The organism is Pseudomonas kulmbachensis (genome assembly GCF_963681935.1).
Taxonomy (GTDB): domain Bacteria; phylum Pseudomonadota; class Gammaproteobacteria; order Pseudomonadales; family Pseudomonadaceae; genus Aquipseudomonas; species Aquipseudomonas kulmbachensis.
In genome coordinates, this window is sequence record NZ_OY817088.1 from 3,232,702 (window position 1) to 3,258,080 (window position 25,379).

A 25,379-nucleotide genomic window follows, 5' to 3' on the forward strand; every position below is an offset into this window, starting at 1 on the left:
CTTGGAGTGCGCCAAACGCAACAATCAGCCTGAACTGTGGAAGTGAGCTTGCGCGCGATGCAGACGGCGCGGTCTGGCGGCTAAACCGCGTTATCACAGAAGGTTTTCAGGGTGCGACGCAGCCAGCGGTGGGCATGGTCGTTGTCCAGGCGCGGGTGCCAGGCCTGGACGATTTCTACCGGTTGCAAGGTGATCGGCAACTCGAACGCACGCAGTTTCAACCCCAAAGGCTCCAGGGTTTTGAGCAACACTTGCGGCATCAGCGGCAAGATCAGATCGGCTCCGGCCAGGGCAAAGATCGCCGAGTAAAAAGTCGGCGTGGTAAATAATACTCGACGCTCCAGCCCCTGCTCGGCCAGCAGCGTATCAATCGGCCCACGGGCATGGCCCCGGCGCGAAACGCTGATGTGGTCAAAACCGGCAAATATCTGCGGCGTAATCGGCTGGTCGAAAATCGGGTGCCCCTCGCGGGCCAGCCCCACAAAGGGGCAGGTAAACAGCCGTTGTACCTTGATATCCGAACTGAAACGGTTGGTTGCGCAAATGGTCAGGTCAATGCGCCCTTCGTTCAGCGCTTGATCATCGGTAAAACCTTCAGGCACGACCCGCAAAGTAGCCTTGGGCATTTCCAGGGCCATTTGCTGGCGTAAAGCTGCGCCATAAACACCAAAGAACACGTCATTGGCACGAATGCTGAACGTGCGCTCAAGTTCACGCAAATCGGTGGCCTGGCTTTGGGTGAAGACCCCGTGCGCCAACTCCACCGCTCCGCGTACCTGCTCACGCAACTCCAGTGCTCTGGGTGTGGGAACCAGCCCGCGTCCGGAACGCACCAGAATAGGGTCATTCAAGGCTTCGCGGATCCGGGTCAGGGTACGGCTCATGGCCGGAGCGCTAAGGTTCATGCGCCGGGCAGCGCCTACCACCGAGCCTTCTTCAAGCAAGATGTTCAAGGCAACCAGCAGATTCAAGTCAGGTATTTGCATAGGCCAAAGGTTATCGCTAAGTAGAGAACTCGTCATGCACCATTGTTGCGCATGAGGTAAAACAGTTTCGCTCACACTTAGCTAGCTAACTAAGTGTGCCATTGATACATTGCCGCTCGTCAGGTTTGTGCCTGACGCTCTCTTTGGTTGAGATTTTTGGCCATTACCGGATCCCCATGATGGTAATGGCCTTTTTTACGCCCTCCATTGCTCCTCCCCCACCACCATAGAGCCATACCACGTGGTGGACCCACTCAACCTGAACTACGCTGGCTGCCCAATCCATTACAGCGATTGGGGACTCTATGCAGCTAGGCAAAAAGATTTCGAATCTGGAACGACTGGCCTGCAAGTACTATCGCTGGATTCATGCCACTCGTATCAGCCTGGCGTTCCTGATTACCTTTATCGTCATTCGCTATTTCAAGCTTGACGGTGCCTCCTACGCCCTGATCACCATGTTGATCGTCATGGGCCCGCAACCATATTGGGGCAATGTATTTTCCCGGGCACTGCAACGAACCGGCGGCACAGTTCTGGGCGCGCTATCCGGCCTGGTGTCGTTGTACCTGGAAATGTATTCGTTTCCTTTGATGCTGTTGTGGTGCGCGGTCATGATGTTTGTCGCCGGTTACCTGACCTTGGGCAAACACCCCTATATGGCCCTGCTGATCGGGGCCACACTGGCGGTGGTCAGTTGCGCTCCGCCCAATGACATGGAGTCAGCCATAACGCGCAGCCTTTATGTATTGGCGGGTTCGTTACTGGCCATGCTCTATACCAGTATTTACCCGCAACGGGCCTATACCGACCTGCGGATCAAATTCAGCGAAAGCCTGGGCAAAATCAACAGCCTGTACTCGGCGTACTTCTCGCCCCGGGTCCCCGAGCGGCCGGAACTGGATGATCAACTGAAGGACGAACTGGACACGATTGTGAAGTTGCGCAACTACATGGTGCCTGCCAGCAACGAGAGCAACCTGAAGCCGCAAGTGTTCGGGTCATTGCAAACCCTGCACCGCAATCTACTGGCAACCATGAGCCTGATGATTGATGCGTACTGGTCTTCGCGTGAAAGTCATCTGCTGATTGAAAGCGAGCCATCCCTGAACGACCTTCACAACTTGATCCCGCAAGCACTGGAGTCCTTGCAGAACAAGCTGTGCATGGGAATTTCGAACAACCAGATCAGTGGCGAGCTACGCCAGAAAACCCAGGATCTGCAGGAGCTTGTACTCAAGAGTCTTGAAGGCAAAATTAACGAAACACCCTTTTATGCCTATGTCTGGCTGAGCCTGGAAATGCTCAGGCAACTGACCGAGCTCAACGATCAATTGCATGCTGCGCTCTACCACAATAACCACAGACACTTGTTCAAAAACGGCAAGCTTCCGGATGAGAAATAACCTTTAACCCTCAACTTTAGCGGTGTGCTTGCGGGGGCTCACGAGCCCCTTTCAAATCACAGGCTCTTGTATGAGTTGCGGCTATATACAGGTTATTTCCTAAGTATTTTGATGACTTATCGCACTATAGATGAAGATTTATCTATCAAAAACGACGTATCAACTAGTCATAAACGATGATAAAGCCGCCATCAAAAACAACATAACTTATTGTTTAATATAGATTTTTATAAAAAGTACCATCTTCTCATTTCTGTCAACAACCTCTTTACGCCCCTCCTGCCTCACCTGGCCTGCCGAGAATTATGGTCTAGGCTCTGCTCGCACCCGTATTAATGGATTTGAACGGATGAGCCAATGAAACGACAGCCTGCTTTAACAAGCACACCCAAATCTCACCGAGCCTTCGCACGTACTCAACGTGCGGGGTGGTTTGCATGCGCGAACGCCGGACCGGCACTCCAGAATTTTAATTTTATCGCACTGTAGATAGGAGGGCTTATGCAGCTCACCCCCAGAGAAGTCGAAAAGCTGATGATTTACACCTTGTCGGACGTGGCATTCCGGCGAAAGGCTCGCGGCTTGAAATTGAACTATCCAGAAGCCGTTTCAATTATCACCGTGACCGCGATGGAAGGCGCACGGGACGGCAAGTCGGTTGAGGACGTAATGACTGAGGCCAGCAAGGTGCTGACCAAAGATGACGTGATGGAAGGCGTCAGCGACTTGATTCCCAACGTACAGGTTGAAGCGATTTTCACCGACGGCAGCCGCTTGGTCACGGTTCACGACCCGATCAAATAACGGTCTGCCATACACCCGGTTAACGCAAAACAGACACGTTTTGAGGAGTCAGTCATGAGCACCAAAGAAACCAAAGAAGCAGCAGGCCCGCACCAGGATACTCACCCCAACCACAGCATCCCTCACGCCAAAAACCCCGGGGGCGTACACAAGGGCAATGAAGCCGATGTGCCCCTGGGCGGCACCATCTACGCCAGCACGCCGATCACGTTCAACGAAGACCGTCCTGTCACCAAAGTCAAAGTGCGCAACACCGGTGACCGCCCGATTCAGATCGGCTCTCATTTCCACTTTTTCGAAGTTAACCGTGCCCTGGAGTTCGACCGTGCTGCTGCCTTTGGCAAGCGTCTGAACATCTCGTCCACCACGGCTATCCGCTTCGAGCCGGGCGATGAAATTGAAGTGCCGCTGGTTCCCTTCGGTGGCAAGCAAACCCTTTACGGCTTCAACAACCTGGTCGATGGCTGGGCACCGGACAAGCTCACCAGCAACCATGAGCGCCCGGAAAAACTGCAAGCCATCCAGCGCGCGCGCGATCACGGCTTCAAGTTCTCCGCGCCGTCCAAGCCCGTCAACGACAAGTAACCGCCGCATTCTCATTTTTTGCATACGCGCCGTCGAGCCATTGACGCATGCGCGGCATTAGAAAGGAGCCACCGATGCCAACCATTTCACGCAAAGAATACGCAGGCCTGTTCGGCCCAACCACAGGCGATAAAATCCGCCTGGGTGACACCAACCTGTTTGTCGAGATTGAAAAAGACCTGCGCGGTTACGGCGACGAATCCGTATACGGCGGCGGCAAGTCACTGCGCGACGGTATGGGGGCCGACAACACACTGACCCGCGATAACGGCGTGCTGGACCTGGTGATCACCAACGTCACCATCATCGACGCGATCCAGGGCGTGATCAAAGCCGACGTCGGGATCCGTGACGGCAAAATTGTCGGGATCGGTAAAAGCGGCAACCCAGGCACCATGAATGGTGTGACCCCGGGCCTGGTGGTCGGTGTGAGCACCGACGCCATCTCCGGCGAGCACCTGATCCTGACCGCTGCGGGGATCGACACCCACGTTCACCTGATCTCTCCACAACAGGCCTATCACGCGCTGTCCAACGGCGTGACCACCTTCTTCGGCGGCGGCATTGGCCCAACCGACGGCACCAACGGCACCACCGTAACGCCAGGCCCGTGGAACATCCGCCAGATGCTGCGCTCTCTCGAAGGGCTGCCGATTAACGTCGGCATGCTCGGCAAGGGCAACTCCTTTGGCCGCGACCCGTTGGTCGAGCAGCTCATTGCCGGTGTGGCCGGCTTCAAGGTTCACGAGGACTGGGGCGCAACCTCCAACGCACTGCGTCATTCGCTGCGTACGGCAGATGAGTTCGACGTCCAGGTCTCGGTGCACACCGACAGCCTGAACGAATGCGGTTATGTCGAAGACACCATCGATGCCTTCGAGGGTCGCACCATTCATACCTTCCACACTGAAGGCGCCGGTGGCGGTCATGCCCCCGACATCATCAAGGTGGCCAGCCAGAACAACGTGCTGCCCAGTTCGACCAACCCGACCCTGCCCTACGGCATCAACAGCCAGGCCGAGTTGTTCGACATGATCATGGTCTGTCACAACCTCAACCCTAACGTGCCGGCCGACGTGTCGTTTGCCGAAAGCCGGGTACGCCCGGAAACCATCGCCGCCGAAAACGTGCTGCAGGACATGGGCGTGATTTCCATGTTCTCCAGTGACTCCCAGGCCATGGGCCGGGTCGGTGAAAACTGGCTGCGGGTGATGCAAACCGCCCACGCAATGAAAGCCTCGCGGGGCAAGTTGCCGGAAGACAGTGCCGACAACGATAACTTCCGAGTCCTGCGCTACGTGGCCAAGATCACCATCAACCCGGCTCTGGCCCAGGGTATCAGCCATGTACTGGGCTCGGTCGAAGTCGGCAAGATGGCCGACCTGGTGCTGTGGGATCCGCGCTTCTTCGGGGCCAAGCCGAAGATGGTCATCAAGGGCGGCATGATCAACTGGGCCGCCATGGGTGACCCCAACGCTTCCCTGCCTACCCCGCAGCCGGTGTTCTACCGCCCGATGTTTGGCGCCTTGGGCAAAACCCTGCAAGACACCTGCGTGACCTTCGTGTCCCAGGCGGCATTTGACGACGGCGTGAAAGAAAAAGCCGGACTGGAGCGTCAGGTGATAGCCGTTCGCGGCTGCCGTACCGTCTCTAAAAAGAACCTGGTGCGCAACGACCAGACTCCGCATATCGACGTCGACCCTGAAACCTTTGCCGTGAAAGTCGACGGTGTACATGCCACATGCAAGCCCATCGATGTGGCGACCATGAACCAGCGTTATTTCTTTGGCTAAGGCCTGAACGGGCAGCCACCGGGGAGGCATTGGTTCCCCGGTGGCAAACGCCCGGCAAATGATTCAGGGAAGGAGTTTGCGACGTGATTTTGATTGAACACATTCTGGGCAACGCCAAGAAAGACCCGCACTGGAAGCAAAAGCTGGAAGCCGCCAACGTCGACCTGCTGGTGCTGGACCAGCGTGAGGCGCAGAAAAGCCGCTGCCGGCGCACCAGCCTCGGCGGGCTGGATCTGGGTATCTCGCTGGAGCGCAATGTCGTGCTGTCCGACGGCGATGTGCTGCTATGGGATGAAGCCACCAACACCGCGGTCGTGGTGCAACTGAACCTGAGAGACGTGATGGTGATCGATCTCAAGGAACTGAAACAACAGCCTCTGGACGTACTGATCAAAACCAGCTTTGAACTGGGCCATGCCCTGGGTAACCAACACTGGAAAGCCGTTACCAAACACAATGAGGTCTACATCCCGCTTACCGTCGAAACCAAAATGATGGATTCGGTGATGCGCACTCACGGTTTTCAACACCTGCCGTACGCCTTTATAGGCGGCGCTGAGATTCTGCCCCTGCTGACCACCTCCGAAGCGCGCCTGCTGTTTGGCGGTGCCGAAGAAACCGACACCCACGTTCACGTGGCCAGCCCGCAAGACAAGCTGGAGGCCGCGGCCCTGAAAATTCAAGGCCTGCACAGCCACGACTCACACAGTCATAGCCACGATGACGGCCATACGTTTCACAGCCATAAGCACTGAACCCGGCAAGAAGGCGCATAGATGAACGCATCAGATCTAATTCGCATCATGCAGTTTGGCGATTCCGTATTGCCAGTGGGTGCCTTTTCGTTCTCGAACGGCGTGGAGTCCGCCATTCAGAAAGGCATCGTTCACGATGTCGCGACCCTCAAAGGCTTTGTTCTCACCGCGCTAAAACAAGCGGCCAGTTGTGACGGCATGGGCGTCGTCGCGGCGCACCGGGCCGCCGTTGCCGATGATCGCGACGGTATTTTGCGCGCCGACTGGGCGGTCAATAACCGCAAGCTCAACGAAGAAAGCCGCTTGATGGCCACGCGCATGGGCAAAAAACTGGCCGAAATGTCGATCCATGTCGTCGAAAAACCCTTGGTGCGCTGGTGGCTGGAGCAGATCAAGGCGGGTAACGCTGCGGGCACCTACCCCGTCACCCAGGCAGTGGTGATGTCGACCCAGGGCATTGGCGCCCGCGAAGTGGTGGTGATGCACCAGTACGGTGTCGCCATGACCATTCTTAGCGCTGCCATGCGCCTGATGCGGGTCACACACTTGGACACCCAGCACATCCTGTTCGAACTCAATCACGACATTGAAGCCTTCTGCGACATCGCCGAAATCGGCGATATCGAGCAGATGTCCTCCTATGTACCGATCGTCGATGTGCTCGCCGCCGTACACGTGAAAGCGCATGTGCGGCTCTTCATGAACTGACACCCGATGGCCTGCGTTGACCTGTGTCGACGCTCAATCAGCCCCCCTATTTGTTAAGGAATAAACCGTGAAAAAGATTACTCGCATTGGTATTGGCGGCCCGGTCGGTTCAGGTAAAACCGCGATCATCGAAGTGATCACCCCGATCCTTATCAACCGTGGCTACAAGCCGCTGATCATCACCAACGACATCGTCACCACCGAAGACGCCAAGCAAGTCAAACGCACCCTCAAGGGGATTCTCGACGAAGACAAGATTCTCGGCGTCGAGACCGGTGCTTGCCCGCACACTGCTGTGCGTGAAGACCCGAGCATGAATATTGCAGCCGTCGAGGAAATGGAAGAAAAGTTCCCCGACAGCGACCTGATCATGATTGAAAGTGGCGGCGACAACCTGACCCTGACCTTTAGCCCCGCCCTGGCTGACTTCTATATCTACGTGATCGACGTGGCAGAAGGCGAAAAAATCCCGCGCAAGAACGGCCCGGGTCTGGTGCAGGCAGATATTCTGATCATCAACAAAATTGACCTCGCACCTTATGTGGGCGCCAGCCTGGATGTAATGGAAAGCGACACCAAAGTGGTGCGCGGCAACCGTCCGTATATTCTCACCAACTGCAAGACCGGCCAGGGCATCGAGGAGCTGGTGGACATGATCGAGCACATGTTCCTGTTCGCCCAGAAACCGGCAGTCAAGAGCGAGGTCACTGCATGACAGCGCTGAGCCAAATCGTGAACAACCCGTCACGGCTTCGCGCTCACTCACTCGGTAATGCTGCGCCGGAGCTGGCGCAGTACCAGGACGAGCCGCCGCAAATGCACAGCGGTGCTGCGGGCAAAAGCGGCTACCTGCGACTGGGTTTTGAGAAACGCGGCAATCGCAGCATCCTGGCTGATATGGAGCGGCGTGTACCGTCGCTGGTGCAGCGGGCACTGTATTGGGATGAAGAAATGCCCGAGCTGCCTTGCGTCACCATGATTTCAACCTCGGGCTGCGTGTTGCAGGGCGACCGCTTGGCCACAGACGTTAATGTGGGGGTGGGTGCCTGCGGGCATGTCACCACCCAGTCTGCGACCAAAGTACATTCGATGGATGCCAACTATGCCTCGCAAATCCAGCACTTTCGGGTCGAAGAAGACGGCTATCTGGAGTTTATGCCCGACCCGCTGATCCCCCATCGCAATGCGCGATTCATCACCGACACCCGGATAAAGATCCACCCCACGGCGACAGCAATCTACTGCGAAATCCTGATGTCGGGGCGCAAGTACCACCATGTGGATGAGCGCTTCGGGTTTGACGTGTACTCCTCACGAGTGAGCGCCGAGAACCTTGAAGGCCGCGAGCTGTTTGTCGAGAAGTACATTCTTGAGCCGAAGAAGGAGAGCCTGGACGCCGTCGGCGTGATGCAAACCTTCGACGTGTTTGGCAACGTCGTGTTGCTCACACCCAAGGAGCATCACGACAGGATTGTGGCGCGTATCCCGGCGCTCTTCGACATGACGGCAGGCTTGGCCAGCGGCGTCACTCGCCTGCCCAACGATTGCGGCCTGATCTTCAAGGTGCTGGGCAATGACAGTGGCGAGGTCAAGGCGCAGATCCGCGAGTTCTGGAAAGTCGCACGCGAAGAGATCCTTGGCATAACGCTGCAACCGCAGTTTCTTTGGCGATAGCAGAAAACCTGTAGCAGCTGTCACAGGAACGAGGCTGCGTCCGAGGACAGAGTCCTCGTAAACCCGGTGGACGCGGTGTATCTGAAAGACCGGGCTGCATGATTTTACGACGGCTTCGCCGCCGAACGCAGCCTCGTTCCTTCGGCAGCTGCTACACAAGCGGTTCCGGCAAAGTACACAAAAGGGAGAGTCATCATGCAAGCGGCTTCCAAATGGTCAAAAATAGCGGATGGCAACGTCGTCCTTGAATTTATCGACGTCACCCTGCGCGGCTGCGCTCAAGTCATGTTCCAGAACAACCCTCTGACCGGACTGCTGTTTTTTGCCGCGATCTTTGTTGGAGCTTTTGCCGAGGGGCTTCCTGCCGTAGCCTTCGGCAGTGTATTAGGCACCGCGGTGGCAACCTTTACCGGCATACACCTCAAGGACCGCAAATCCTGGAAGGCCGGTCTGTACGGCTATAACGGCTGCCTGGTCGGTGTCGCCTTGCCGACCTTTCTCGAGGCCACGCCAATTCTGTGGCTGTGCATCATTCTGGGCAGCGTGGTCTCGGTGATCGTCACCATTTGCATCGCCGACATTCTGAAAACCTGGAAAGTCGCCGCCCTGACCGCCCCCTTCGTACTGGTCACCTGGACCATGTTCCTGGCCAGCTACGCCTTCGGCGGCATGAACATCACCACCTTGCCGGTGCCCAACCTGCCCCATGACCTGATCGCGCATAACAGCAACCTGTTCGACGGCATTCATTGGCTCGATGGCACCTTCTATGGCATCTCCGAAGTGTTTCTGTTCAGCAGTGTGATCGGCAGCGTGTTGCTGCTGGCGGGACTGGCGGTGTCATCGTTGTGGGCGGCGGTTTTTGCCTTCTGCGGTTCTCTGTTGGCGATTCTTGTGGCCACAGTGTTGCAGGCAGAACACTCCAGTATCAACAACGGACTCTACGCATTCAGCGCCGTACTGACTGCCATCGCCCTGGGCTCGACCTTCAATAAGCCCAGCTGGCGCGTGCTGATCTACACCCTGATCGGGGTGGTCTTCACTGTATTTGTGCAAGGTGCCTTGAATACAGTACTGGCCCCGGTTGGAATCCCGACCCTGACCATGCCATTTGTGCTGGCCTCCTGGCTGTTCCTGGTGCCCAACAAAGACGTGATGCCGGCCCACCGCCAATAACTTTCGATCCTTTTGCCGGAGTTCTTCCATGAGCGCGATTGCCCTCCCCCTGACGAATGCCGAACCGGTGAACACCACACGGCGTGCCATTTATCTACTGACCGGTTTGATCGTGGCCAACCTCCTCGCCTGGGCTTGGGCTTTTATCGAGTTCGGCAGTAATCCGGTGTTGATGGGCACAGCTTTGCTGGCGTACAGCTTCGGCTTGCGTCACGCCGTGGATGCGGACCATATTGCGGCCATCGACAACGTGACGCGCAAGTTGATGCAACAGGGCAAACGACCGATTGCCGTGGGCACCTGGTTCTCCTTGGGACACTCCACCATTGTGGTGCTGGCGTCTTTCGCAATTGCGGCCACCGCGATGGCCTTCAAAGACGATATGGAGTGGTTCCATGAAACCGGCGGCCTGATTGGTACGCTGGTGTCATCGGTGTTCTTGCTGCTGTTCGGCTTGCTCAACCTGGTAATCCTGATATCGGTGTACAAGAAGTTCAGACAGGTAAAGGCCGGACACACCCTGGCCCCCGAAGAGCTGGACCTGATCGTCACCAACAAGGGTGGCCTGATGGCGCGGATTTTTGGCCGGGTGTTCAACCTGGTCAATAAAAGCTGGCATATGTACCCGGTGGGTTTTCTGTTCGGCCTGGGGTTCGACACCGCTACCGAAATCGGCCTGCTGGGCATCAGCGCCACCAGCGCCTCGCACGGCATCAGCCTGTGGTCGATCATGGTGTTCCCGGTGCTGTTCGCAGTGGGCATGGCCCTGATCGATTCACTGGACAACTTCGTGATGATTGGCGCCTACGGCTGGGCCTTCTCCAAGCCAGTGCGCAAGCTTTACTACAACATCACCATCACTGCCGCCTCGGTAGTGGTCGCGCTGTTTATCGGCGGCGTCGAAGCGCTGGGGTTGATTGCCGACAAACTTCAACTAACCGGCGGGATATGGACGCCAATCAACGCAATAAGTGAAAACTTCGGCGAAATTGGCTACTGGATCATCGGCATGTTTGTGCTGTGCTGGCTAATTTCTGCCGTTAACTACTACCTGCGCGGCTATGACCAATTGGCCGCCAATACCTGATGCAGGCTCAAGCACGCGGGATCGTATCTGGCAGTCGAAAAAACCTGACCTACACTCCCATCACCCCTTAACAGACGCGTCGTAGGTGCCATGACTTTATTACAGGACGTAAGAAATCGGATCTCCTTTGCCTATGGGGTCGCCTTGTTGGTGGCAATCAATGGCTTTCTATTATTTTTGCCGGTGTTGCAACGTGGCGTCGCCCACGCCAATTCTATCTCTGGCTCATTCGATACCTGGAAGGAGGCATTAAGCTTTTTAGCCCTGCTGGAAATCCCCGGGTTTGTGGTGGGGTTTGTCCTGCTGCTGATGTCACTGGGGCTATTGATCAGGTCGCGCATCAGCTGGTTCTTCGCATTGCTGCTGTTGGTGGCCACCGTCTGTGTTGATTTTTTCATCCTTAAAAAACCCGACGGCGTTACCTTCTACTCACTGTTCACCATTGCCGTTCTGGCCTTTTATTGGCGCCGATTTGACCACTACAGCCTGGCCACGGGCAGCTTCTTCGCGGTGGTCAGCATCGCCTCACTAATTGTCTACAGCACCCTGGGCACGCTCTACATCGGTGACGGCTTTGCACCGCCAGTAACTGACCTCCCGTCAGCGTTCTACTTTGCCATAGTGGTGATGTCGACCGTGGGCTTTGGCGACATCGTCCCGCATAGCACCGATGCACGGTTTTTCACCCTGACGGTGATCATCCTGGGCATCACCATCTTCGCGATTTCGGTGGCGTCCATTGCCGGCCCGCTGATCAGCAACAACATCCAACGAATCGTTAAAGGCAGGATTACCCACATGGCCCGTAAAAATCACTACATCCTCGTTGGCGTCGGCTCCCTTGCCCAAAACGTCTACAAAGGCCTGACTGATCGTGGCGAGCACGTCACCGTGGTGTGTGCCACCGGTAGTCAGCACGATCTGCCGGAAAAGGCAGACATCATCGAAGGTGACCCCTCGGCAGCTTCGACCCTGACACTGGCAGGCGCAGCGCAGGCCAAGTACATCGTGACCCTGTGCGACAGCGACGCCGAAAACGTGTTCACCATTCTGGCAGCCAAGGAAGTGGCCGGGGACGATACCCAAATCATCGCCTTGGTCAACGAAACCCGAAACATGCCCAAGGTCAAACGCGTCAACCCGACCATGGTGCTGTCGTTGCCGTTGCTTGGCAGTGAGTTGCTGGTGCGTACTCTTCAGGGAGATGAAATCAACAACGACCTGATCACCGAAATGTTCTTCGGCAAGCGCACTTCGCTGGCGTAAACAGGAGCGGTGTTCTGTGGGAGCGAGCCTGCTCGCGAAGATCATTCGCGAGCAGGCTCGCTCCCACAGTTGAGGGCTTTATCATGTTTTATTGCGAGGTATCGGGGGCAGGCGTGCCCTTGGCCCCGGCCAACAAGCCCAGCTCAACCGCTGCAAAGCCAATCACCAGACTGATCACCAGATAGCAGATGGAGACAAATACACCGGCTGGGTCTTTCATCATTTCAACCGCGCCGAATACGAAGCTCGAAAACGTGGACAGCCCGCCCATGATCCCTGTGCCGACCATCACGTGTACGTACTGATTGATCCGGTTGCTTTTAAACAGTGACGTAGCCACCCCCAGAAGGAACGCCGCGACGATATTGGCAACAAAGATATCCATTGGAAAACCATCGGCCAGACGCGGCACCGACAGCATCACAAACTCGCGGCACATGGCGCCAAACGCGCCACCGACAAACACCAGAATGATCATATTCAGCATCTTGTGTACTCCTGTGTCAGCGCGCCAGCCAGGCGCCGAATGCGGCGGCGGCCAGGCCGAGCAGTACCGAGACGATCAAATAACCTGCCGCCCAGGCCCGATCCTTGGCCTTGGCCAGCTTGGAAGCGTCCAGCTGCATACTGCTGAACGTGGTGTAGCCACCCAGAATGCCGGTGAGCACCGCAGCGCTCAAAAAATCGCCATAGCGGTCGCGCCAGTCCACTGTAAACAGAATGCTCAAATAGCCGATCACAAAGGCACCGCTAACGTTGATCAAAAACGTGCCCAGCGGTAAGCCCCCCTTGTAAAACTGCCCGACCCGCAACCCGACCCACCAGCGCAACAGCGAGCCCAAACCGCCTCCCAGCCCAACCCAAAACACATCCAGCGCAGTCATTAAAATCCCTCTCGTGCCTGTTGGTTAGTCGAGGGAACTCTAGTTGATAAAAACCGCGAGGGGCATCTTAGCCAATGCGAAAGTGTTAGCCCCCAGTCGCCTCGAATTGCGGTGCAACACAAAAATTGGCGCTGGTCGCATACGGCTAAACACCTTCGCAAGCTCATATTTGCTTAAGCTTTCAAACCGGTGTTCTTGGGATTGGCGAGGTATTTGAGCCGCAGGGTCGTATTCAACATTTAAGGTAACGACTATCGGCTGGTTGTAGCTGTGGCCTATCGCTACAGCGCCATTTATATCAAGTTCGTCGGTACTCACAACCAGTACGACGTCATTGATGCCAACACCGTTGACCCATGAACATTCGTCCAATCCGCACCGAGCAGGACTACAAGGATGCACTGAAGTCCGTTTCACCATTGTTCGACAATGAGCCGCAGCCAGATACTCCAGAAGGTGACTACCTTGAGGTAATGATCACCCTGATCGAAGCCTATGAAGCAAAGCACTTCCCAATTGACCTGCCCAACCCGGTCGATGCCATACGCTTCAGGATGGAACAATCCGGGCTATCACCTGCTGACCTTGTGCCTGCTATTGGTCGGCAGAATCGGGTATATGAAGTGCTAAATGGCAAGAGAGCCTTGACGCTTCCAATGATTTGGAAGCTACATGAGATGTTTGGAATTCCCGCGGAGAGCCTGATCAGGCCCGTGAAATCATAGCTGTCTGATTTTTACGCAGCCTTCGCCAGTGGCTACCACTCATGTGGCGGTGACACACTCGACGGCAGGCAAAATCATGGCAGCGGCTGAAAAGGAGTACCATGCGCTCCGGTTTCGCCCTCCACCATGGACCCCCTATGTTTCCCAACGCTGAACGCTACAACCACTCCACCGAATACGCCAACAAACTGGTCGACCGTATCGGTCAGACCCCGGCCTGGATTGCCCTGCGCATCGGCGTGACCGAAAAACGCATGCGCTACATCCTCGCGGGTTCACGCACGATCAAGGGTGATACCACCGAGATCATCATGAGCTACGCCGAACAGTTCTGCCTTGAGTGCCTGGCCGCCGAAGCCAAGGCCGCCAAAGACCGCGCCAAATCCAAAGCAACAACCCCGGCCAGCGACGCTTAAAACAACCCCAGTTGCCCGCCCACCAGTGCGCTGAAGTCGTCGTCGACAAACACCAGAATCGCGTCCGCTACCGGTTGTAGCTGACGCGTCAGGTAGTGGTCGTAATCCACCTCTGCAGTGCGATTCTCAAGCGGCTGGGGGCCGGCCACGGTGATCACATAGCTGATGGTGCCGCCGTTCTGGTACTGCCGGGGACGACCTTGCAGGTCGTTGTACTCATCGGCCAGCCGCGCCGCTCGCACATGGGGCGGCACATTGCGTTCGTAATCACTGAGCTGACGACGCAGGCGCTTGCGGTAAATCAACAGTTCATCATGCTCACCCGCCAAGGTGCTGCGCACAAAATCCCGTACGTAGTCCTGATAGGGCTGGCGATTGAAGATGCGCAGGTACAACGCCTGCTGAAACTGCTGGGCCAGCGGCGACCAGTCGCTGCGCACGGTTTCAAGCCCCTTGTAGACCATCTCCCGACGCCCGTCCGCGTGCGCCACCAAACCCGCATAGCGCTTTTTGCTGCCCTCCTCGGCGCCGCGAATGGTTGGCATCAAAAACCGGCTGTAGTGGGTTTCGAACTGTAGCTCCAGCGCACTGGTCAGCCCGTATTCGTCGTGCACATGGGCCTGCCACCACTGGTTGACGTGCTGCACCAGCTCGCGGCCGATACGCGCGGCGTCCTCTTCACTGTGCTCACTACGCAGCCAGACGAAGGTGGAGTCGGTGTCACCATAGATCACGCTAAAGCCCTGGGCCTCGATCAGCGCGCGGGTCTTGAGCATGATTTCGTGCCCGCGCAGGGTGATCGACGACGCCAGTCGGGTGTCGAAAAAACGGCAGCCACTGGAGCCCAACACCCCATAAAACGCATTCATGATGATTTTCAGGGCTTGGGATAACGGAGCGTTTTTCTCCCGCTTGGCGACTTCGCGCCCATTGGCCACCCGCTCGATAATGGCGGGCAAACAATGCCGGGTGCGCGAAAAGCGCGCACCGCGAAAGCCCGGTACCGAAGTGTCGTCTCCGGGCTCGCGCAATCCTTCCACCAACCCCAGCGGATCAATCAAAAAGGTGCGGATAATCGACGGATAAAGGCTTTTGTAATCGAGCACCAGCACCGATTCGTACAACCCCGGCTGGGACTCCATCACAAAGCCGCCGGGGCTGGCCTGGGGTGGTTTGTCACCGAGATTGGGGGCGACAAAGCCCTGGCGGTGCATCAACGGCATGTACAAATGGTAAAACGCCGCCACCGAACCACCACTGCGGTCCGCCTCCAGGCCCGTGACCGAAGCGCGTTCAAGCAGAAAGGTCAGCAACTCGGTTTTCGCGAAGATCCGCGTCACCAGTTCGCAATCCTTGAGGTTGTAACGCGCCAGCGCCGGTTTGTCCTCGGCAAACATGCGGTTGATTTCGTCCATGCGCTGGTACGGGGTGCTGATGTCCTTGCCTTCGCCAAGCAGGGTCTGGGCGACATTTTCCAGGCTAAAGGACGGGAACGACCAGGTCGCCGAGCGCAACGACTCAATACCGTCGATGATCAAACGCCCCGCCGCACTGGCGAAAAAATGGTTTTTGCGGCTGCCGTGTTCGCGCCACTGCATTTCGCTGCCCGCACGTCCCAGCAACAGCGGGATGCCCTGGCGCCGGGCATGCTCGTGCAGCACCCGCAGATCGAATTGCACGACGTTCCAGCCAATGATCGCGTCGGGATCATGCAGCGCCAGCCACTGGTTCAAACGCAGCAGCAGATCGCCCCGGGTGGCGCAGAATTCCAGGTCGAAATTCACTGGGGTATCGGCCTCGGTGGCCTTGCCCAGCATATACACCTGACGCTGGCCGCAGCCCTCAAGGGCAATCGAATACAGATCGCCCTGGGGGCTGGTTTCGATATCCAGCGACACCAGCTTCAAGCGCGGCCGATAGTCGGGATGGGGTTTCATCTGGGTGTTCAACAGCGGACCGTTGGCCTGAGCGCTGCCGCCGAAACTGACTGGCGCAGTGATAAAGCGCTCCATCAGGAAGCGCTCCGGCGGACGTACATCGGCCTCATACACATCCACCCCGGCGCGACGCAGCCGCTGGGCAATGTCCATCAATTGACCGTGCTGTTGGCAGTAAAGCCCAATGACCGGGCGCGACTGAAAATCACACAGCGCCAACTCACGAAACTCGACCCCACGCTCATCCCCCAACAGTGCCTGTGCCTGTGCACGCTGCACCGTAGGGATAAACGCAGTAGACGTCTGGTAAGGCAAGCGCACGTGCTGCGGCCCGTCATCAGTCGCCAGCCACAACTCGACCTCGATCCCCGACGGTGTATCGCGCCAGTGCCGGGTCAGGACGAAGCCCTGTCTCAACTCCACCGTGGCAGCCTCAAAGGCCGATCGAGCGAGTTACAGACACGTCGCCAACATCGCCAGGCGGCGCATGGCCGCAGCATCATCAGGCTGCTTGGCGTAATAGCTCACCGCAGTGCCCGTGCCTTGTGGCAGCAAATCGGCAAAAGACTCGGCACCACGGGTATAAACCGTCTGCTGGCCGGACTTGTCGGTGTTGACATAAGCGCTGGCATCTACCCCGAAGACACTTTCGTCCTGCCACGAAAATTTGATGCACTCCGCCACCAGCGGCGTCGGCTTGGCCGAAGCCAGCACCCGCGTCGGGCTTTTACTGCGGGCAGTGTCCATCGCAGGAGAAACACAGCCGGCCAGCAAGGCCAGGCTCAAAACACTGATCAGCATTCGCATTGGATTCCCCCTCAAATAAGGCGAACACGATAGCACGCAGCCAGTGCAAAGAGGTGGCTAAATAACCAGTGGTTGATGCCATGACACAAGGCAGTCAAGCCCACTAACGATATAACCGTTCGTCACTTCACAGTGATGCGGAGCACAGATTCAGCACGTTTTCATCCGCCAGCCAGCGAAGTCCGAGGTTACTGCTAGCTTAAATAACTAATTACACGCGCCATGCGTCGGACGATAAACCGCCAAAGAGCGATTGAAGGAGCAAAGCGATGGGATCAAGCACGATCCGCAAGGCCAGTTTCACCGTACTCACTCTGGCTATTGCACCGCTGGCAAGCTGGGCTGATAACGCCCGCGACTGGCAAAACGTACCCACCGATCTGAATATGCTGTTCGGCTATTACAATCGGGTCGACAGCAACACCCCCATCGACACCTCGCTGCCAATAGACGGCCTTTCACTCAAGGCCGATCTGTACATCCTGCGTTATGCCCGTTCCTTCGGGATTGATGGGCGCAGCAGCGCAATCCAGATCCTGCAGCCGTATGCCGATATTTCGGCGTCATTCGACAATGCTCGCTACTTCACCGGCACCAAGCACAACGGAGGCATGGGTGACACCCAAGTGGTGCTGGTGCACAACATCTTCGGCGGTCCGGCCTTGACGGCGGAAGAGTTTGCCCAATGGAAACCGGAAACCTTTTTGACCGGTGCGCTGACCCTTACCACCCCGACCGGGGACTATGACAAGAACCGGGTAATCAACATTGGCTCCAATCGCTGGGTGTACAAACCGGAACTGGGTTTCGGCACTCCGTTCGGCCCGACCTGGCTTGAGATCAACACCATGGTGTCGTTGTTTGGCGACAACGACGAATACCAAGGCAGCAGCAAGCTTGAACAGAAGCCCCTGTATGCCATCGAAGGCCACTACAGCTACACCATCAACCGTGCCCTTTGGGCCTCGCTGGACGCCACTTACAGCCGGGGCGGCGAAACAAAAATCGACGGCGACTGGCAGGACAACAAACAGGAAAACACCCTGGTCGGCGCCAGCATGGGCTTTATGTTGTCACCCCAGATCGGCGGCATGCTGGCCTATACCGACACCGTGGCCGAGCGCAAAGGTTCGCCGGACGTGAACACCTGGACCGTGCGCTTGCAGTACGTCTGGTAAAGGTTGTGGACGCCAATGTGCAGTGTGTAGTGCTGCCCCGGTAGGGGGGCCCAAGCAAAGGAATGCCTCATGACAGCCCTCTACGATCTAAATGCTCTGCAAGCCAGCGTTGCCGAAGCGGTACTGGGCCAGGACGAGGTTATCCGGCAGATCATCATCGGTCTGTTGGCCAACGGTCATCTGCTGCTCGAAAGCCTGCCGGGGTTGGCCAAGACCCGTACTGTCAAGGCACTGGCCAGGCATCTCGACGCAAAAATGAGCCGCGTTCAGTTCACCCCCGACCTGCTCCCTTCTGACATCACCGGTGCCGAGGTGCTGCATCAGGTTGACGGGCAAAACGTGATCCGTTTCCAACCAGGCCCCTTGTTCGGCAACCTGATCCTGGCCGACGAAATCAACCGCGCCCCGGCCAAGGTGCAAGCTGCCTTGCTCGAAGCCATGGAAGAACGGCAAATCACCGTAGCGGGTAACAGCCATCCATTGCCTGAACTGTTTATCGTGCTGGCCACGCAAAACCCCATCGAACAGGAAGGCACCTACCCGCTGCCGGAAGCGCAAATGGACCGCTTTGTGATGAAGCTGGTGCTCGACTACCCCAAACCTGCGGATGAGTCCCAGGTACTGCGCATGCTGCGTGGCGAAGAACAGGCTCATGCCGCCACTAACGCGAGCACAACGGGTTTCGCCCTGGGCCAGGAAGTAATTTTCGCTGCCCGACGCGAGGTCAGCTCAGTCGCAGTATCCCCCGCCATTGATGCCTACCTGATCGACTTGATCAACGCCACGCGCCATCCCACCGACTACGACGCTGATCTGGCGCGCTGGATCAGCATCGGTGCCAGCCCACGGGGCGGCATCGGTCTGGACCGCTGCGCCCGCGCCGATGCCTGGCTACGCGGCCAGGCCTTTGTCACCCCGGACAACGTACGCGCGATGGTGTATCCGGTGCTGCGCCATCGCCTGCAACTGAGTTACGACGCAGTGGCTGATGGTGTGAGTGCCGATCAGGTGCTGGAGCGAATCCTCGACAAAGTCGCGATCCCTGCCTGAGGACCCTATCCATGCACGCTCAAGCGCAGGATGCCGACGGCCTGGTGTATGTCTGCCTGGCACAATTGATGGCTCTGGAGTTCAAGGCCCGCGCCCTGAGCTTTGTCGCCCGCCAACCCCAAGGCAGCATTCTCTCGGGCAGCCATGCCTCGCGCTTGCGTGGGCGCGGCTTGAACTTCGATGAATTGCGCCGCTATCAACCCGGCGACGACCTGCGCCACCTCGACTGGCGTGCCTCGTTGCGAACCGGAAAACCGGTGGTGCGCACCTTTACCGAAGAACGCGACCGCCCGGCTTTGATCGTGGTCGACCAGCGCATGTCGATGTTCTTTGGCTCAAGTTACTGCTTCAAATCCGCTATCGCCGCCGAACTGGGCGCGCTGGCCGCATGGATGGTTTTCAACGCGGGCGATCGGGTCGGCGGCCTAGTGTTCAACGACCAGGGTATCGACAGCATTGCCCCGCTTCGCAGCCGCAAGCGGGTTGAAGTACTGTGCAGCAAAATCACCCGGAAAAATCGCCTGCTCAATAGCTCCATGCCCGACGGCGAAGACGCCGGACAGCTGGACAAGGTGCTGCAACAGTGCCTGGCCGTGGCTGGTCACGACCACCTGATTTGCCTGATCAGCGACTTCGCCGGTGCAGGCACCCGCACTCTGCAGTTGCTGCGCCAACTGGCCGTTCACAACGATGTCATCGCCATGCAGGTCTACGATCCGCTGGCGCTGAACCTGCCCAAAAACGGTCGCCTGCTGGTGACCCAGGGCGAGTTGCAGGTCGAACTGGCTGTGCAGCATCAGCATATACGCCAGCCTCTGGCCGATTTCCTCAGTGGCAGGCTCAAGGATATCGCCAGCCTGCTACGCCGCAGTCAGGTGCCCTTGATGATGTTCAGTACCGCAGTGGATGCATCCACCCAGTTGCGCACCGAACTGGGCAAGCTTGGCAGCCCGCGTCGATGACCCCCAGTATCGATCAACTTCAGGAGCTGGGCCTGCCCGCACCTGTCAGCTATATGCCGCAGACGTGGGGCTGGTGGGTGCTGCTCGGGGTAGTGCTGACGGGCCTGCTGGTGTGGGCCGCACGGGCTTATTGGCATTGGCGGCGCAATCGCTATCGGCGTGAAGCCTTGCAGCGACTGGCGCATTTACGCATCAGTGATGACCCGCTTAGCACCCTGCGCGAATTGCCGACCCTGCTCAAGCGCGTGGCCCTCTCAATGCCCGTGTCGCAGGCCGTTGGCCCGTTGCAGGACGCGGCCTGGCAGGCCTTTTTGGTCAAGCACAGCCCACAGCCCTTGCCTGAAGATTTCAGCCAGCAACTGGCCCTGCTGGCCTATGCCCCGGATGAACAACTGTTGGCGCTACCCGGCGAACAACGCCAACAGGTTTTCGACACCTGCGTACTCTGGGTGGAGCAGCATCATGTGGCAGTTTGACTACCCCTGGCTGCTGCTTTTGTTGCCCCTGCCCTGGTTGGGCTACCGCTACTTGCCCGAATACCGCGAGGCCCGCAGTGCGGTGCGGGTACCATTTTTCAATGCCATAAGCCGAGCCATTGATCAGGCACCACAAGCTTCGGGGGCGCGGCACAATCGCTGGCAACTGCTGCTCAACCTGTTGGTCTGGGCACTGCTGGTGGTGGCCGTGGCCCGACCGGTGTGGGTCGAAAAACCCATCGAGCGCCAGCAACCGGTGCGCGACTTGATGCTCGCCATCGATATTTCGCAATCCATGCAAACCACGGACTTTACCGACGCCAACGGACAGAAAATCGACCGTCTGGCTGCAGTCAAACACGTTGTGCAAGACTTTATAGCGCGGCGCAAGGACGACCGAATCGGCCTGATCGTGTTTGGCAGCGGCGCCTATCCGCAGGCGCCACTGACCCTAGATCACGCCAGCCTGTCGCTGTTGCTCGAAGACACCGGCATCGGCATGGCGGGCCCCAACACCGCCATAGGCGATGCCATCGGCTTGAGCCTCAAGTTACTGGATCAGGCTCATGAGCAGCAAAAAGTACTGATCCTCCTTACCGACGGCAATGACACCAGCAGCGCCATCCCCCCTGCCCGCGCGGCGTCGATGGCGGCCGCCAAAGGCGTGGTGATTCACACCATCGGCATTGGCGACCCCAAGGCCGAGGGCGAAGCCCAGGTCAATCTCGGCGCGCTGCAAGCTATCGCCCAGGCCACTGGCGGGCAATATTTTCGCGCCGAAGACCGCGACAGCCTGAACCAGGTGTACACCACCCTCGACCGCATTACCCCACACCAGGTCAAAACTCTAAGCCATCAGCCCAAGCGCGACCTGTACTGGTTACCACTGGCCACAGCCATCAGCCTGTTAGCCGTGTATCACTTACTGGCGCTGCTGGCTGCGCGTATCGGCCAGAGCCCACAGCAACAAGATGAGGGCTGAGATGGAAATCAACCTCAGTGACTTCCACTTCCTGCGCCCGGCATGGCTGCTGCTGGTCTTTTTGGGCGCTCTGCTGCCACTGCTGTGGCGCCGCAGCCATGATCAGCAACGCCGCTTGCGGGCAATTATTGCCCCGCATCTGTTGCCCTATTTACTGGTCACCCCACAAGACTCCCACCGCCTGCGTCCCGTGCACTTGACCAGCGCCCTGTTGATCCTCGGCGCCATCGCGGCCGCAGGCCCGACCTGGGAACAGGATCGCCCGGCCTTTGTGGAAAACCGCGCACCACTGATCATCGCCCTCGACCTCTCACCGTCGATGGATGCCAGCGACTTGCAACCCTCGCGCCTGGAAGCCGCCAAGCACAAACTCCACCAACTGATCGCCCGGCGCAGTGGTGCCCGAACCGCACTGATCGCCTATGCCGGTAGCGCACACCTGGTATTGCCCGCCACCGATGACCCGGCGCTGCTGGACAGCCTGGTTCAGGCCCTGGGCACAAACCTGATCGCCAACCCCGGCAAAAACGTCGCCGCAGTGATCGAACAAGCCAAACGTCTGCTGCAAGCCGAAAACACCCCCGCCAGCTTGCTGCTGATCACTGACGGTGCCGACACCAGGCAGTTGGACAGCCTCAAACAACAACTGCGAGGCAGCCCCTTGCAGGTACTGATACTCGCTGTGGGCAGCGCCAACGGCGGGATCATCCGCGATGCCAGCGGCCAGCCCCGCACCGACAGCACGGGGCGCCCCGAGCTGGGCAGTTTCGATCAGGCGGCACTCAAGCAACTGGCTGCCGCCACCGACGCACCATTGGGCAGCCTGACCGTCAATGACGACGATCTGGACTGGATCGAAGGCCACGCCCGCCAGCATTTTCAAGCCACCAGCGACGAACAGCGGCAATTGCGCTGGAAAGACGCCGGTTACTGGTTGTGCGGACCGCTGTTGTTACTGGCTTTTTTCTCGGTGCGCCGAGGCTGGAGCCTGAACTGGACGGCAGCGCTGGTTCTGGGTGTGGGCCTGTCCATGCAACCGGCACCGGCTCAGGCGAATGCATTCACCGATGCCTTTTTCACTCCCGACCAGCAAGGTCGCTGGGCCTTTGAGCACCAACATTTCCCGGCCGCAGCGGCGCTTTTTGCAGACCCGTACTGGAAAGGCATCGCAGCCTACAATGCCGCCGATTTTGACCTGGCACTGGCCAGCTTTGCCCAACTCGATACCCCGCAGGCTTACTTTTACCTGGGCAATATCTATGTGCGCCGCTTCAAATTCGATCAAGCCATAGCCGCCTATACCCGGGCCCTGGCGCTGCAACCGCAGTTCCCCGAAGCCAGCGCCAACCTGGCCCTGGCGCAAGCACTGCTCAAGGATACCGACAGCGCCGAACAAAACGCCCCCGAGGTCAAACCCGACCAGATCAAATTCGACAAACAACCGGGAAAAGGCCAAAGCAAACCGCTGCAAACCCAGCAGGCCGCCAGTGACGACCAATGGCTGCAAAACCTGACCACCTCCCCGGCCAACTTTCTGCGCCAGAAATTCAGCCTGCAAGATCAAAGCGCACAACAGCACAAGGAGACGCCATGAAGCGTTGCCTGCTGGGCCTGCTGCTGTGTAGCGCACTGGCCTGCGCCGATGAGCCACTGCTGAACGTACAAACCCGTCTGGTACCGGGCGACGCGGTGGTGGTCGGCGAACCCTTGCAACTGCAAGTCGATGTGCTGACCAATACCTGGTTTACCAGTGGCGCGAGCTTACCTGAACTGACTATTGCGGGCGCCGCCATCATGGCGCCCAACGGCGAAGCCCAGCACCTGACGCAAACGCTGCAAGGTCAGACTTTCACCGGTTTGCGCTACACCTACCGGATCACCCCGAACCTGGCTCAAGGGTTCACTGTTGCGCCGTTTACTGTACGCGCCACCCCCGCCCAGGCCAGCCATGAACTGTCGACGCAAACCCCGGCACTGCACTTCAGCGCCAGCTGGCCCGCAGGCTTCAAGCCAGGCGAAGCGGTACTGGTCGCAAACGGACTGCGCTTTAGCCAAAGCATCAGCCCGGCTGACGGAGGGCTAAAAGTTGGCGACAGCATCACCCGAACCCTGACCCTGCAAGCTGACAATGCACCGGGGCTGGCACTACCCGCCCCGTCACCGGGCACAGTTGAGGGCCTGAGCGCTTATCCGAAAACCCCGCAAGTGAGCAACCTGGATGACGGCCGTGGCGGCTTCACGGGCGGGCAACGCATCGACAGTGTCAGCTACCGCATTGAGCGTGCCGGCAATTACGAGTTGCCCAGCATCAGCGTCAAATGGTGGGACAGCGTCAATCGCAAGGCACAAATTAGCCAGGTCCCGGCAGTCGCTTTCAAAGCCACAACCAACAGCTCTTATGTGCCCGTGTTTTCCATCGCTCAGGATCTTGAACAGTTGGGCCAACCTACTCAACTGCGCGTACCTCAAACCGTGCTGTTCGCTGGCCTGATCCTGCTGTTGGCGGGCATCGGCTACCTGACCCGTCGCGGGTGGCAACACGTTTTCTACCGCGCCAGCCACTGGCTGCGCAGTCGTCCGCCACGCAAAACCTGGGGGTTGCGCCCGCTTAACCCCGGCCATGAAAAGGACTTCCCATGATGAACCCAACGCGTACACATCACTCTGTAGCCGCGGACGAAGCACTAGGCTGCGACAAGGTCCGAAGGACCTCGTCATCGGTTACAAAAGCCTTGCTGCTTGCTCTGTCTTTGCCCTTGCTGGCCCAGGCAGCCGAGCCCCTGCCGTCCTGGAACGAAGGCCCGGCGAAAAAATCCATCATCGAATTTGTCCAGACCACCACCACGCCCAACAGCAAGGGCTTTGTAAAGCCCGCTGAGCGCATCGCCGTGTTCGATAACGACGGCACTCTGTGGAGCGAGCAACCGGGGTATTTCGAGGAGCTGTTCGCTTTCGACGAAATAAGGCGCATGGCCCCTCAACACCCTGAATGGAAGGAGCAACAGCCGTTCAAGGCAGTACTTGAAAATGATCATCAAGCCCTTGCCGAAAGCGGTATGGAAGGCCTGCTGAAGATCTTTATGGCCAGCCACGCCGGGCTGACCACCGATGAGTTTCGCAACAACGTGCAAGCTTGGGTCAGCAAGGCCCGCCACCCGACAACCGGCAAACCGTACACCGAGATGGTCTACCAGCCGATGCTGGAGGTGCTGAACTACCTGCGCGAACAGGGCTTCAAGACCTACATTGTGTCCGGGGGCGACACCGGTTTTATGCGTGTGTTTGCCGAAGAGGTGTATGGCATCCCGCCGGAACAGGTGATTGGCTCGACCTTTGTCACCCAGTACCAGCTCAAGGACGGCAAACCGTCCATCCTGCGCACCGCCAAAATCGCCCATAACGATGACGGCCCCGGCAAACCGGAAAGCATCGACAGCATTATCGGCCGCCGCCCGATTCTGGCCTTCGGCAACTCCGACGGTGACCTGCAAATGCTCCAGTGGACCGCTGCAGGCACCGGCCCGCGCTTGATGGGCCTGGTGCACCACACCGACGCCAAGCGCGAATGGGCATATGACAAGGACTCGAAAATAGGACGCCTGGACAAGGCGCTCGATGAGGCAAAACAGCAAGGCTGGACTATCGTCGATATGACGTCGCAATGGGGCCGCATCTACCCGTTCGAGGCCAGTGCAACCGAGCAACAGCAATAACAACAGCCG

Annotated in this window: 25 protein-coding genes and 2 pseudogenes; 22 read left to right on the top strand and 5 right to left on the bottom strand. The window is 58.1% G+C overall.

Annotated elements, in window-relative coordinates; all coding sequences use genetic code 11:
• Positions 1-80: 80 nt before the first annotated feature.
• Complete coding sequence (locus U5A05_RS14780; RefSeq protein ID WP_261742450.1) at positions 81-986, bottom strand: LysR family transcriptional regulator; 906 nt, start codon at positions 984-986, stop codon at positions 81-83.
• A 305-nt stretch (positions 987-1,291) separates the two neighbouring features.
• On the opposite strand from U5A05_RS14780, the gene U5A05_RS14785 reads away from it, so the two are divergent.
• The 11 genes and pseudogenes from U5A05_RS14785 (at position 1,292) to kch (ending at position 12,240) form a co-directional block, all read left to right on the top strand.
• Positions 1,292-2,392 (top strand): FUSC family protein, encoded by a 1,101-nt coding sequence (locus tag U5A05_RS14785; RefSeq protein WP_321833644.1) that lies wholly within the window; start codon positions 1,292-1,294, stop codon positions 2,390-2,392.
• 501 nt (positions 2,393-2,893) lie between these two features.
• A complete protein-coding gene (locus U5A05_RS14790; RefSeq protein WP_261738655.1) occupies positions 2,894-3,196 on the top strand; it encodes an urease subunit gamma in 303 nt (100 codons plus the stop codon).
• 54 nt (positions 3,197-3,250) lie between these two features.
• Positions 3,251-3,661: pseudogene (locus U5A05_RS14795) on the top strand (urease subunit beta); the annotation flags it as partial.
• 194 nt (positions 3,662-3,855) lie between these two features.
• Complete coding sequence (locus U5A05_RS14800) at positions 3,856-5,574, top strand: urease subunit alpha (protein ID WP_261738656.1); 1,719 nt, start codon at positions 3,856-3,858, stop codon at positions 5,572-5,574.
• Between the two features lie 83 nt (positions 5,575-5,657).
• Positions 5,658-6,329, top strand: a complete 672-nt coding sequence (locus U5A05_RS14805) for an urease accessory protein UreE (protein WP_261738657.1) — start codon at positions 5,658-5,660, stop codon at positions 6,327-6,329.
• A gap of 21 nt (positions 6,330-6,350) precedes the next feature.
• Positions 6,351-7,037 carry an urease accessory protein UreF gene (locus U5A05_RS14810; protein ID WP_261738658.1) on the top strand — a complete coding sequence of 229 codons (687 nt, stop codon included), beginning with the start codon at positions 6,351-6,353 and terminating at the stop codon, positions 7,035-7,037.
• 67 nt (positions 7,038-7,104) lie between these two features.
• Positions 7,105-7,752, top strand: coding sequence for an urease accessory protein UreG (gene ureG, locus U5A05_RS14815; protein ID WP_048360971.1), 648 nt, complete (start codon positions 7,105-7,107; stop codon positions 7,750-7,752).
• The gene (locus tag U5A05_RS14820; RefSeq protein WP_321833652.1) at positions 7,749-8,711 is read left to right on the top strand and encodes an urease accessory protein UreD; all 963 of its coding nucleotides are present in this window, start codon (positions 7,749-7,751) and stop codon (positions 8,709-8,711) included. The genes ureG and U5A05_RS14820 overlap by 4 nt, the downstream gene beginning before the upstream one ends.
• Before the next feature lie 195 nt (positions 8,712-8,906).
• Positions 8,907-9,887: an urea transporter gene (gene yut, locus U5A05_RS14825; protein ID WP_321833654.1), complete on the top strand. Its 981-nt coding sequence runs from the start codon at positions 8,907-8,909 to the stop codon at positions 9,885-9,887.
• 28 nt (positions 9,888-9,915) lie between these two features.
• Complete coding sequence (locus U5A05_RS14830; RefSeq protein WP_321833656.1) at positions 9,916-10,974, top strand: HoxN/HupN/NixA family nickel/cobalt transporter; 1,059 nt, start codon at positions 9,916-9,918, stop codon at positions 10,972-10,974.
• A gap of 90 nt (positions 10,975-11,064) precedes the next feature.
• Positions 11,065-12,240 carry a voltage-gated potassium channel protein gene (kch, locus tag U5A05_RS14835; protein ID WP_261738662.1) on the top strand — a complete coding sequence of 392 codons (1,176 nt, stop codon included), beginning with the start codon at positions 11,065-11,067 and terminating at the stop codon, positions 12,238-12,240.
• Positions 12,241-12,328: 88 nt separating this feature from the next.
• On the opposite strand, the gene crcB (U5A05_RS14840) is transcribed toward kch, so the two are convergent.
• Both crcB (U5A05_RS14840) and crcB (U5A05_RS14845) read right to left on the bottom strand, forming a co-directional pair.
• Positions 12,329-12,727 (bottom strand): fluoride efflux transporter CrcB, encoded by a 399-nt coding sequence (crcB, locus tag U5A05_RS14840; RefSeq protein WP_321833657.1) that lies wholly within the window; start codon positions 12,725-12,727, stop codon positions 12,329-12,331.
• A gap of 16 nt (positions 12,728-12,743) precedes the next feature.
• Positions 12,744-13,124 (bottom strand): fluoride efflux transporter CrcB, encoded by a 381-nt coding sequence (crcB, locus tag U5A05_RS14845; protein ID WP_261738664.1) that lies wholly within the window; start codon positions 13,122-13,124, stop codon positions 12,744-12,746.
• Between the two features lie 216 nt (positions 13,125-13,340).
• Between crcB (U5A05_RS14845) and U5A05_RS14850 the strand changes: the two are divergent.
• The 3 genes and pseudogenes from U5A05_RS14850 to U5A05_RS14860 all read left to right on the top strand — a co-directional run.
• A pseudogene (locus U5A05_RS14850) lies at positions 13,341-13,484 on the top strand (type II toxin-antitoxin system HigB family toxin); the annotation flags it as partial.
• Positions 13,481-13,849, top strand: coding sequence for a helix-turn-helix domain-containing protein (locus tag U5A05_RS14855; RefSeq protein WP_321833659.1), 369 nt, complete (start codon positions 13,481-13,483; stop codon positions 13,847-13,849). The pseudogene U5A05_RS14850 and the gene U5A05_RS14855, both read left to right, overlap by 4 nt.
• A gap of 137 nt (positions 13,850-13,986) precedes the next feature.
• Positions 13,987-14,265 (top strand): hypothetical protein, encoded by a 279-nt coding sequence (locus tag U5A05_RS14860; protein WP_261738666.1) that lies wholly within the window; start codon positions 13,987-13,989, stop codon positions 14,263-14,265.
• Here the strand turns inward: U5A05_RS14860 and U5A05_RS14865 are convergent.
• Positions 14,262-16,625: a DNA polymerase II gene (locus tag U5A05_RS14865; protein WP_321833662.1), complete on the bottom strand. Its 2,364-nt coding sequence runs from the start codon at positions 16,623-16,625 to the stop codon at positions 14,262-14,264. The genes U5A05_RS14860 and U5A05_RS14865 overlap by 4 nt on opposite strands.
• Positions 16,626-16,655: 30 nt before the next feature.
• On the bottom strand, positions 16,656-17,009 hold the full coding sequence (locus U5A05_RS14870; RefSeq protein ID WP_261738668.1) for a hypothetical protein: 354 nt from the start codon (positions 17,007-17,009) through the stop codon (positions 16,656-16,658).
• 269 nt (positions 17,010-17,278) lie between these two features.
• Between U5A05_RS14870 and U5A05_RS14875 the strand changes: the two genes are divergently transcribed.
• The 8 genes from U5A05_RS14875 to U5A05_RS14910 all read left to right on the top strand — a co-directional run bounded on the left by U5A05_RS14875 (position 17,279) and on the right by U5A05_RS14910 (position 25,370).
• Entirely contained in the window at positions 17,279-18,187 is a 909-nt protein-coding gene (locus tag U5A05_RS14875; protein ID WP_321833664.1) for a transporter, read from the top strand.
• A 69-nt stretch (positions 18,188-18,256) separates the two neighbouring features.
• Positions 18,257-19,237: an AAA family ATPase gene (locus U5A05_RS14880; protein ID WP_321833666.1), complete on the top strand. Its 981-nt coding sequence runs from the start codon at positions 18,257-18,259 to the stop codon at positions 19,235-19,237.
• An 11-nt stretch (positions 19,238-19,248) separates the two neighbouring features.
• Positions 19,249-20,199 carry a DUF58 domain-containing protein gene (locus tag U5A05_RS14885; protein WP_321833667.1) on the top strand — a complete coding sequence of 317 codons (951 nt, stop codon included), beginning with the start codon at positions 19,249-19,251 and terminating at the stop codon, positions 20,197-20,199.
• Positions 20,196-20,675 carry a DUF4381 domain-containing protein gene (locus U5A05_RS14890; RefSeq protein WP_321833669.1) on the top strand — a complete coding sequence of 160 codons (480 nt, stop codon included), beginning with the start codon at positions 20,196-20,198 and terminating at the stop codon, positions 20,673-20,675. Before U5A05_RS14885 ends, U5A05_RS14890 begins: the two co-directional genes overlap by 4 nt.
• Entirely contained in the window at positions 20,662-21,657 is a 996-nt protein-coding gene (locus tag U5A05_RS14895; protein ID WP_321833670.1) for a vWA domain-containing protein, read from the top strand. Before U5A05_RS14890 ends, U5A05_RS14895 begins: the two co-directional genes overlap by 14 nt.
• 1 nt (position 21,658) lies before the next feature.
• Complete coding sequence (locus tag U5A05_RS14900; RefSeq protein WP_321833672.1) at positions 21,659-23,251, top strand: VWA domain-containing protein; 1,593 nt, start codon at positions 21,659-21,661, stop codon at positions 23,249-23,251.
• The gene (locus tag U5A05_RS14905; protein ID WP_321833674.1) at positions 23,248-24,297 is read left to right on the top strand and encodes a hypothetical protein; all 1,050 of its coding nucleotides are present in this window, start codon (positions 23,248-23,250) and stop codon (positions 24,295-24,297) included. Before U5A05_RS14900 ends, U5A05_RS14905 begins: the two co-directional genes overlap by 4 nt.
• Positions 24,294-25,370 (top strand): HAD family hydrolase, encoded by a 1,077-nt coding sequence (locus tag U5A05_RS14910; protein WP_321833676.1) that lies wholly within the window; start codon positions 24,294-24,296, stop codon positions 25,368-25,370. The genes U5A05_RS14905 and U5A05_RS14910 overlap by 4 nt, the downstream gene beginning before the upstream one ends.
• Positions 25,371-25,379 lie beyond the last annotated feature (9 nt).